Annotated in this window: 5 protein-coding genes; 4 read left to right on the forward strand and 1 reads right to left on the reverse strand. The window is 67.8% G+C overall.

Features of this window, described 5'->3' with window-relative positions; genetic code table 11:
- Positions 1 to 25: 25 nt before the first annotated feature.
- Complete coding sequence (locus tag K8612_RS34500; RefSeq protein WP_223765363.1) at positions 26 to 3,082, reverse strand: Ig-like domain-containing protein; 3,057 nt, start codon at positions 3,080 to 3,082, stop codon at positions 26 to 28.
- Between the two features lie 217 nt (positions 3,083 to 3,299).
- Between K8612_RS34500 and K8612_RS34505 the strand changes: the two genes are divergently transcribed.
- The 4 genes from K8612_RS34505 (at position 3,300) to K8612_RS34520 (ending at position 7,066) form a co-directional block, all read left to right on the forward strand.
- Positions 3,300 to 4,421: a serine hydrolase gene (locus K8612_RS34505; RefSeq protein ID WP_223765364.1), complete on the forward strand. Its 1,122-nt coding sequence runs from the start codon at positions 3,300 to 3,302 to the stop codon at positions 4,419 to 4,421.
- Between the two features lie 62 nt (positions 4,422 to 4,483).
- On the forward strand, positions 4,484 to 6,388 hold the full coding sequence (locus K8612_RS34510) for a bifunctional UDP-sugar hydrolase/5'-nucleotidase (protein WP_223765365.1): 1,905 nt from the start codon (positions 4,484 to 4,486) through the stop codon (positions 6,386 to 6,388).
- Between the two features lie 77 nt (positions 6,389 to 6,465).
- Entirely contained in the window at positions 6,466 to 6,729 is a 264-nt protein-coding gene (locus K8612_RS34515) for a hypothetical protein (RefSeq protein ID WP_223765366.1), read from the forward strand.
- 40 nt (positions 6,730 to 6,769) lie between these two features.
- Positions 6,770 to 7,066, forward strand: a complete 297-nt coding sequence (locus K8612_RS34520) for a hypothetical protein (protein WP_223765367.1) — start codon at positions 6,770 to 6,772, stop codon at positions 7,064 to 7,066.
- Positions 7,067 to 7,260 lie beyond the last annotated feature (194 nt).

Here is a 7,260-nt window from a genome sequence, read left to right on the forward strand (position 1 = left end):
CCCTCTGTTTCGTGTGGTGGATGGCTCAGTGGCAGTACAGCGTCGCGGGCGTCATGTTCACGGTGTCCACGTAGCAGGCGCGGCTGAGCGTGGACTCGTTACCCCAGGTGTCTCGGGCCGTGACCCCGAACGGCAGGTCGCTCTGGATCGTGGCCGTGCCGCCGATGTTCCACAGGTACTGATACGGAGCCTGGGTCAACGTGACGGAGAAGCCCGGGATCAGACCACCGAACAGCGCCACCGACTGCACGCCGCGCGGATCGCTCACCGTGCCCGCGGACACCAGGTACGAGCGGCCCGCGCCGTACACGCTGAAGTTGAACGTCGGCCCGGTGTTGTCCGCGATGACCGTCCGGGTTTCGGGGGTGCTGGAGGTGCCCTGGTTGTCCATGCACTGGAAAAGCAGGGTGTACGTGCCATCGGTGCGCGAGGTGGTGTCGATCACGAACTCGTAGGGCGCGGTGGTGTCGGACTGGAGAACGACGCCGTTCTCGCGCAGCTCGACGTGGTGGACGCCATTGAGGGCGTTGCAGGTGACCGTGAACCTGGGCTTCTTGGGCTGGGTGTCGTCGCGCGCGATCGAGGCGATCGCCGGCGGCGAGATCGCCTTGCTGAAAATGGTCTGGAAGCTGGCGGTGTTCCCGCAGCCGTCCGCCACGATGGCGTGGAACGCGTGGACGCCCTGGGCCATCTCGTCCCCGAACGTGAGCACCGAGCTGGGACCGGCCGGCGAGGCGACCAGGAGTCCGTCCACGTAGAGCCCGTACGGATACGTGAGGCCGCACGGGTCGGAGATATTCACGTTCAGGGTGACCACCACGCCGACCTGGGAGGTGCCGAGCGCCACGCTGGGCGGCGTGTGGTCCACGACGAGCGCGTGGGTGAGCGTCGTCACGTTTCCGAACCCGTCGTAGACCTTGAAGATCATCGGGTGCGTCCCCTCGGTCCACGTCGTGATGTCGTACGTCTGCTCGTAGGGCGGCGGATAGGACGGGCCGAAGTGGGTGCGGAACTCCGTGCCGTCGTAGATGTCGATGCCGCCGATCCCCGCGCTGTCGTTCGCGGTGATGGTGAACAGGGGCTGCTTCGGCGGGCCGCTCACGCTGAGCGACGCGGTGGGCGGCGTCCGGTCCAGCGTCACCGTCACGGTCTGCGACGCGGAGTTGTTCCAGTAATCCCAGGCGGTGAGCGTGACGGTGTGGCTGCCCGCCGAGAGGCCGGCGCCGGAGAAGCTCCGGTTGAAGTTCCAACCCCCCAGCACGATCGTCTGCGCGCCGCCATCGAGCGAGAGCCGCGACGGCGTGCGCCACTGGTAAGGCACCTCGGCGTCGGTGATGTTGCCGATGCATGAGATGTCCGGGCCGGCCTGCTTGCAGGTGAGCGACACCTGCGGCGGGTTGGTGTCCGGCGGGGTGCCGACGTTGATCGCGCCGAAGGCGGAGGCGACGGCGCGCAGCTTCGTGCCGCCGAAGGCGCCGTCCGCCGTCTCCGCGGCCGAGAGCATGGCGGTCCGGGCCTGCGCGTAGCTGGCGCCCGGCGAGAGCATCTCCACCGCGCGGGTCCAGAGCACGGCCGCCATCGAGGGGCCGATGCCGGTGAAGCCCTGGGGGACGAGGGGACACTGCCAGGGGCCGGGGGGCTGGCCTTGCGCCAGGGGCTGACAGCCGTACGCGAGGAGCAGGTACATCCGCGTGAGCGGTCCGCCCGCGTAGTGCGGGTCTTCCTCGCCGAGGGTGGGCGACCACTCGGTGAAGATCGGCGTGAGGATGTTGCGGCCGGGGAAGCCGGTGTCCTCGCCCATCGTCAGGCTGGCCTGCCGCAGCGGGGTCTGGTCGATCTCGTTCAGCGGGCGCACCTTCATGGTGTCGCGGCCCAGCTCGGTGAAGAAGCCGATGATGTCGGCCGTGCCCTCGTTGAGGCCGCCTTCCTCGGAGCGCTCGTACACGAGGAGCTCGGGGTTGCCGTACACCTCGCGGCCGAAGAAGTCGTGCGCCAGCTCGTGGGCCATCACGTCGGTCACGGCCAGCGGCTGCAGCGTCGTCATCCCCGGCTCCGCGGGATAGATGCGGTAGCCGATGTCGAGGCTCGGGGTCGTGTCATCCGGGGTGTAGGAGGCGTTGTTCCAGGGATAGTGGAGGTTGACCCGCATCGCCGGGAGCGCCTTGGTGCCGGTCCGCCCGAGGAAGTACTCGAACATGGTCGACGTCATGTTCACGGCCGCGAAGGCGTCGACTGCGGCGGTCTCGCCGTTCGCGCTGAGGATCGGCCACCCGATCACGTACTGCGCGCCATCGCCGAAGTACGCGTCGGCGCTCGTGTACGGGAGGAAGGTGTAGCTCTTGTCAGCGTTCCGTCTCGTCGCGAAGTAGCGGTTGCCCCGCATGTCCTGGAGTTCCCACTGCCGGATGTCTTTGGCCGTCACGACGGAAGAGATCGCGGTGCCGGAGTAGTAGCCCTTCAGCGTCGCCTTGCCGTAGGTGAGGTCCAGCCGCATCGGCGCCAGCCGCACCTGCCCCGAGCGCGCATCCACCTGGGCGATCCATCGCTCAGGGGTCGGCCAGCGGGAGCCCGGTCCGCCGGTGGAGAGCGTCAGCCGGAAGATCGGCGTCAGCTCGGTGAGCACGCGCTCGTAGTCCTCGGCGTTGGGCTTCGCGCGCGCCGGCGCGTCCGGCCTGAGCCGCAGCTCCTCGCGCGGGCGGAGCACCAGCTCCGCGTCCCGGACGATCGCCGCCGTCGGATCGGAGAGCTCCGCGAGCGCCGCCGCCTCCGCAGCGGCCCGGGTGATCCGGGCGTGGGTCTCGACCTTCTCCGCGGGCTCGAAGCGGATGTCGGTGAAACGGGTCTGGCCGTTCGCGGTCTTCGCCCCGAGGCCCCACACGGGGACGCCCTGGACGTGCAGTCGGTGGTACGTGTCGTCACCGTCCTTCATCGGGACGACCGCGGTGTCGCGCAGATCGAAGCCGCGCTGGGCGATCTGGCGCTCCACCTCGAGGCGCGCCGGCGTCTTCGCTGGGTCGCTTCCCGGCCCTCCGCACGCGACGAGCAGCGCTGCGCAGACCAGCACTCCGAAACACCGTTGCATGGATGTCCCCCTCTGTTCGATTTCGTCTACATGATACCGGCAGCCACTCGTATCATGAACGTGCGTTCTCGCCAGGCGCCGTCCGGCGCGACGGCGTGGTGGCCCCAGAGGGTGCGACCCTCAGCCGAGAGCTACTCCCACTGTTGGGCATGGGGCCTCGCGTGTCTGGCTCCGGCCTGGGGGGCGTGCGAGAGTGCCCATCCCCGTTATGCGCCTGATGAACAAAGTCTCCGTAGCCATTGCTGGAATGATGCTGGTGCTGGCCGCTTGCAAGACGACGGGCCCTGCACCCGCCCGCGATATCCCCGCGGCAATGAACCAGGCCGCGACGACCCTGCTGCAGTCACGACTGCTGCACGCGACATCAATTGCAGTGGTCTATCGCGGCGAGGAGTTCATCCTGCATCGGGGTGAGCTGGAGACCGGCAAGTCCAATCCGCCCGATGATTCGACCCTCTATGAGATAGGGTCGGTCAGCAAGACCTTCGCCGGCCTGCTGTTGGCAAACGCTGTCCTCGAAGGCAAGGCGACCCTCGACGACCCGATACAAGAGTATCTGCCGTCCGCCTATCCGAACCTTCAGTCAGACGGCGAGCCGATCCGTCTGCGCCATCTGGTCACACACACCAGCGGCATGCCGGGGATGTTGCCACTGCAAGTGAATGAGGTGTTGAGGGACTTCACTGCGCATGCCACCCCGGCAAGGCTCAATGCCGCCTATGCGGACTACGGGCAGCCGCGGTTCTGGCAGGACCTGCACACCGTCAGCATCAAGGGCCCGCTCGGCAAGGACTATGCGTACTCGAGCGCCGGCACCGAGTTGGTCGCGCACACCCTCGAGAAGATCCACGGGGCTCCCTACGAGTCGTTGCTCGCGGAGTTCCTGGCACGGGAAGCCGGGATGCACGACACGTGGCTGCGCCTGCGTGCCCAGGACGGCCACCGCCTGGCTCCTGGCTACCACAGCGACAACCCGGTCGGCACCACGCCGATGCCACTCCTGCCCTGGGGCGCGGCGGGAGCCTTGAAGGCGACGATGCCGGAGATGGTGAAGTACTTGCGCTTGCAGTTGAGCAACCATCCCGCGGTGACAGAGTCACACAAGCCGCTGGTGCGCTTCGCGGAGGACTTCAGCATTGGCTATTTCTGGAACATCGGCCAGAGCAGCCAGTTGGGCACCCACTACGTGCATCACGGCGGCGTGCCTCGCGCGCAATGCTATCTCTACGTCGTGCCGAAGTATCAGTTGGGGGTGTTCATCATCACCAACCAGAGCGGCGATGCGACCGCCAACGCCATGGAACGCGCGCTGGCGCCCCTCTTTGACAGCGTCGAATGAAGTCGCGCCATCGTCCACGAACCCGGGTAGGTTCTCCCTCCCTGTTCGCTGGAGTTCCGTCGATGCCACAAGCCATCCCGCGCTCGTCACTTCTGGAAGCGCGTCCCAGCGTCTTCCTGCTCGCCGGAGCGTTCGTCACCGGCATGTTCCTCTTCGCCCAGGGCGGCTGCGGGCGTGACGAGTGCCAGGACGCCACCGACTGCCGTGAATACAAGGGACCGCCGGCTTCGAACACGGAGTGGGTCTGCGAGGACAATCGCTGTGAGCAGCATTCCGTCCAGGTGCCGCCCCCGGATTCCGGCACGGACGCGGGGACGCCCGACGCGGGGAGACCCGACGCGGGGACTCCCGACTCGGGTCCCACCACGGTGAGCGTGCAGGTGCTCGCGTTCAATGACTTCCACGGGCAGCTCGAGGAGCCCGCGGGCCAGATTCTGACGGGAGTGGCCCCCGACGGTGGAGCGGTGCGGGTGAAGGCGGGCGGCGTGACGTACTTCGCCCGGCACATCGCGGCCCTGCGGGCCGCCAATCCGAACACGGTGGTGGTCGCGGCGGGAGACCTCATCGGCGCCTCCCCGCTGCTGTCGGGGCTCTTCCACGACGAGCCCACCGTCGAGGCGATGAACCTGATTGGCCTGGACCTGGTCGCGGTGGGCAACCACGAGTTCGACGAGGGCAGCACGGAGCTGTTGCGCATGCAGTCGGGCGGCTGCCACCCGGTGGATGGCTGCCTGGACGGGGATGGCTTCCCGGGCGCGACGTTCAAGTTCCTGGCGGCCAACGTGGCCACGGGCGTGGACCGCACGCTGTTCCCCCGCTACGACGTGCGTGAGTTCGAGGGCGTGAAGGTGGCCTTGATCGGCATGACGTTGGAGGCTACGCCGGAAAGCGTCATACCCACGGGCGTGGCGGGGCTCACCTTCAAGGACGAAGTGCAGACGGTGAACGCGCTGGTGCCGGAGCTGCGGCGGCAGGGCATCGAAGCCATCATCGTGGTGGTGCACCAGGGCGGAATTCCGACCTCGGGCTCGCTGGTGAACGACTGCAAGGGCGCGGGTGCGGACGGCCTCATCTCAGGTGCCATCGTGGGCGTGGCCAAGGGCCTCAACGACGCGGTGGATGTCATCGTCAGCGGCCACACGCATCAGGCCTACAACTGCGTCATCGATGGCAAGGTCGTCACGAGCGCCTCGTCGATGGGGCAGCTCGTCACGGACATCGACCTGACGTTGAGCAAGGCGACGGGCGACGTCGTGGAGGCGCGAGCGAACAACGTCATCGTCACTCGCGACGTGCAGGAGGACGGCGCGGTGAAGGAGCTGGTGACGAAGTACCAGGAGCTCGTCACGCCGAGGGCCAACCGGGTCATCGGCTGGGTGTCGCAGACGCTCAGGACACAGTCGGACTCCGTGGGCCAGTCCACCCTGGGCCTCGTCATCGCGGACTCGCATCTGGAGGCGACGAAGCCCGCGAACCTGGGTGGGGCGCAGGTGGCCTTCATGAACCCGGGCGGCATGCGCGCGGACATCGCCCAGGGTGAGGTCACCTACGGCGAGGCCTTCACCACGCAGCCGTTCGGCAACAGCCTGGTCACCCTGACGCTGACGGGCGCGCAAATCGAGCAACTGCTGGAGTGGCAGTGGCGGCCGTCAGGAGCCACCCTCATGCTGCTTCCGTCGGCGGGCTTCACCTATGCGTTCAGCGCGTCAGCGCCCGTCGGAAGCCGCGTCGACCCGGCGTCCATCCGGATCAACGGCGTGACGGTGGACCCGGCGGCGAACTACCGCGTCACCGCGAACAACTACCTCGCGAGTGGCGGTGATGGCTTCCAGGTGTTCGCCGAGGGGACGAACCGGCTGGGTGGCGCCGTGGACAGCGACGCGCTGGAGGCATACCTGAAGGCACACAGCAGCCAGGCGAGCCCCTTGCCCGCCCCCGCGCTCAATCGCATCACCAGGCTGCCCTAGCAGGGTGTTGAGAAGCCCCTCGGAGGGATCGGCACCCCGCACGGTGGCGGGGTGTCCTCCGCGCCACGGCGGCAGCGATGCGCGGACGCCCCAAGCAGCAGATGACGCTCTTCAGCCTGCGGACACCGGGAGACCGGATGCCCCGGTTCAGCGTGGAGGGCAGCCTGATTGAAGCCTGGGCGTCCCTGAAGTCGTTCCGCCCGAAGGACGAGAAGGACGACAAGAAGGAGCTGCCCGACGACAAGGGCAACCCGACAGTGAACGTTCACGGGCAGAAACGCGGCAACGCGACGCACGCCTCGGCGACGGACCCGGAGGCGCGGCTTTGCGCGCGAGGGTGACGGCAAGGAGGCGCGGCTGGCCTACAGCCTCAATGGCGTCATGGAGAATCGCAACGGGCTGCTCGTGGACATCACGGTGATGCCGGCGGATGGCTTCGCCGAGCGCGATGCGGCGGTGATAATGCTCGAGGGGCTGACGTCCCGGAACGAGCGCGCCTGCGTGGGGGCGGACAAGGGCTACGACACGGCGAACTTCGTCGCCGACTGTCGGCGCATAGGAGTGACGCCGCATATCGCGCAAACGACAGACACTCGACGCCGCTCGGCCATCGATAGGCGAACGACGAGGCCCGCCGGATACGCCCTCAGCCAGCGGATACGGAAGCGAATCGAGTAAGTCTAGCAGGCTGTTGAGAAACCCCTCCGAGGGATCGACACCCCGCACCGAGGCGTGGTGTCCTCCGCGTCACGGAGGGAGTGATGCGCGGACGGCCCAAGCAGCAGACGACACTCTTCAGCTTGAGGACGCCGGGAGACCGGGTCCCCGCGGGCCATCCGCTGCGCAGGGTGAAGGACATGGCGGACGCCGCG

The organism is Corallococcus sp. AS-1-6, assembly GCF_020037015.1.
Classification (GTDB): domain Bacteria; phylum Myxococcota; class Myxococcia; order Myxococcales; family Myxococcaceae; genus Corallococcus.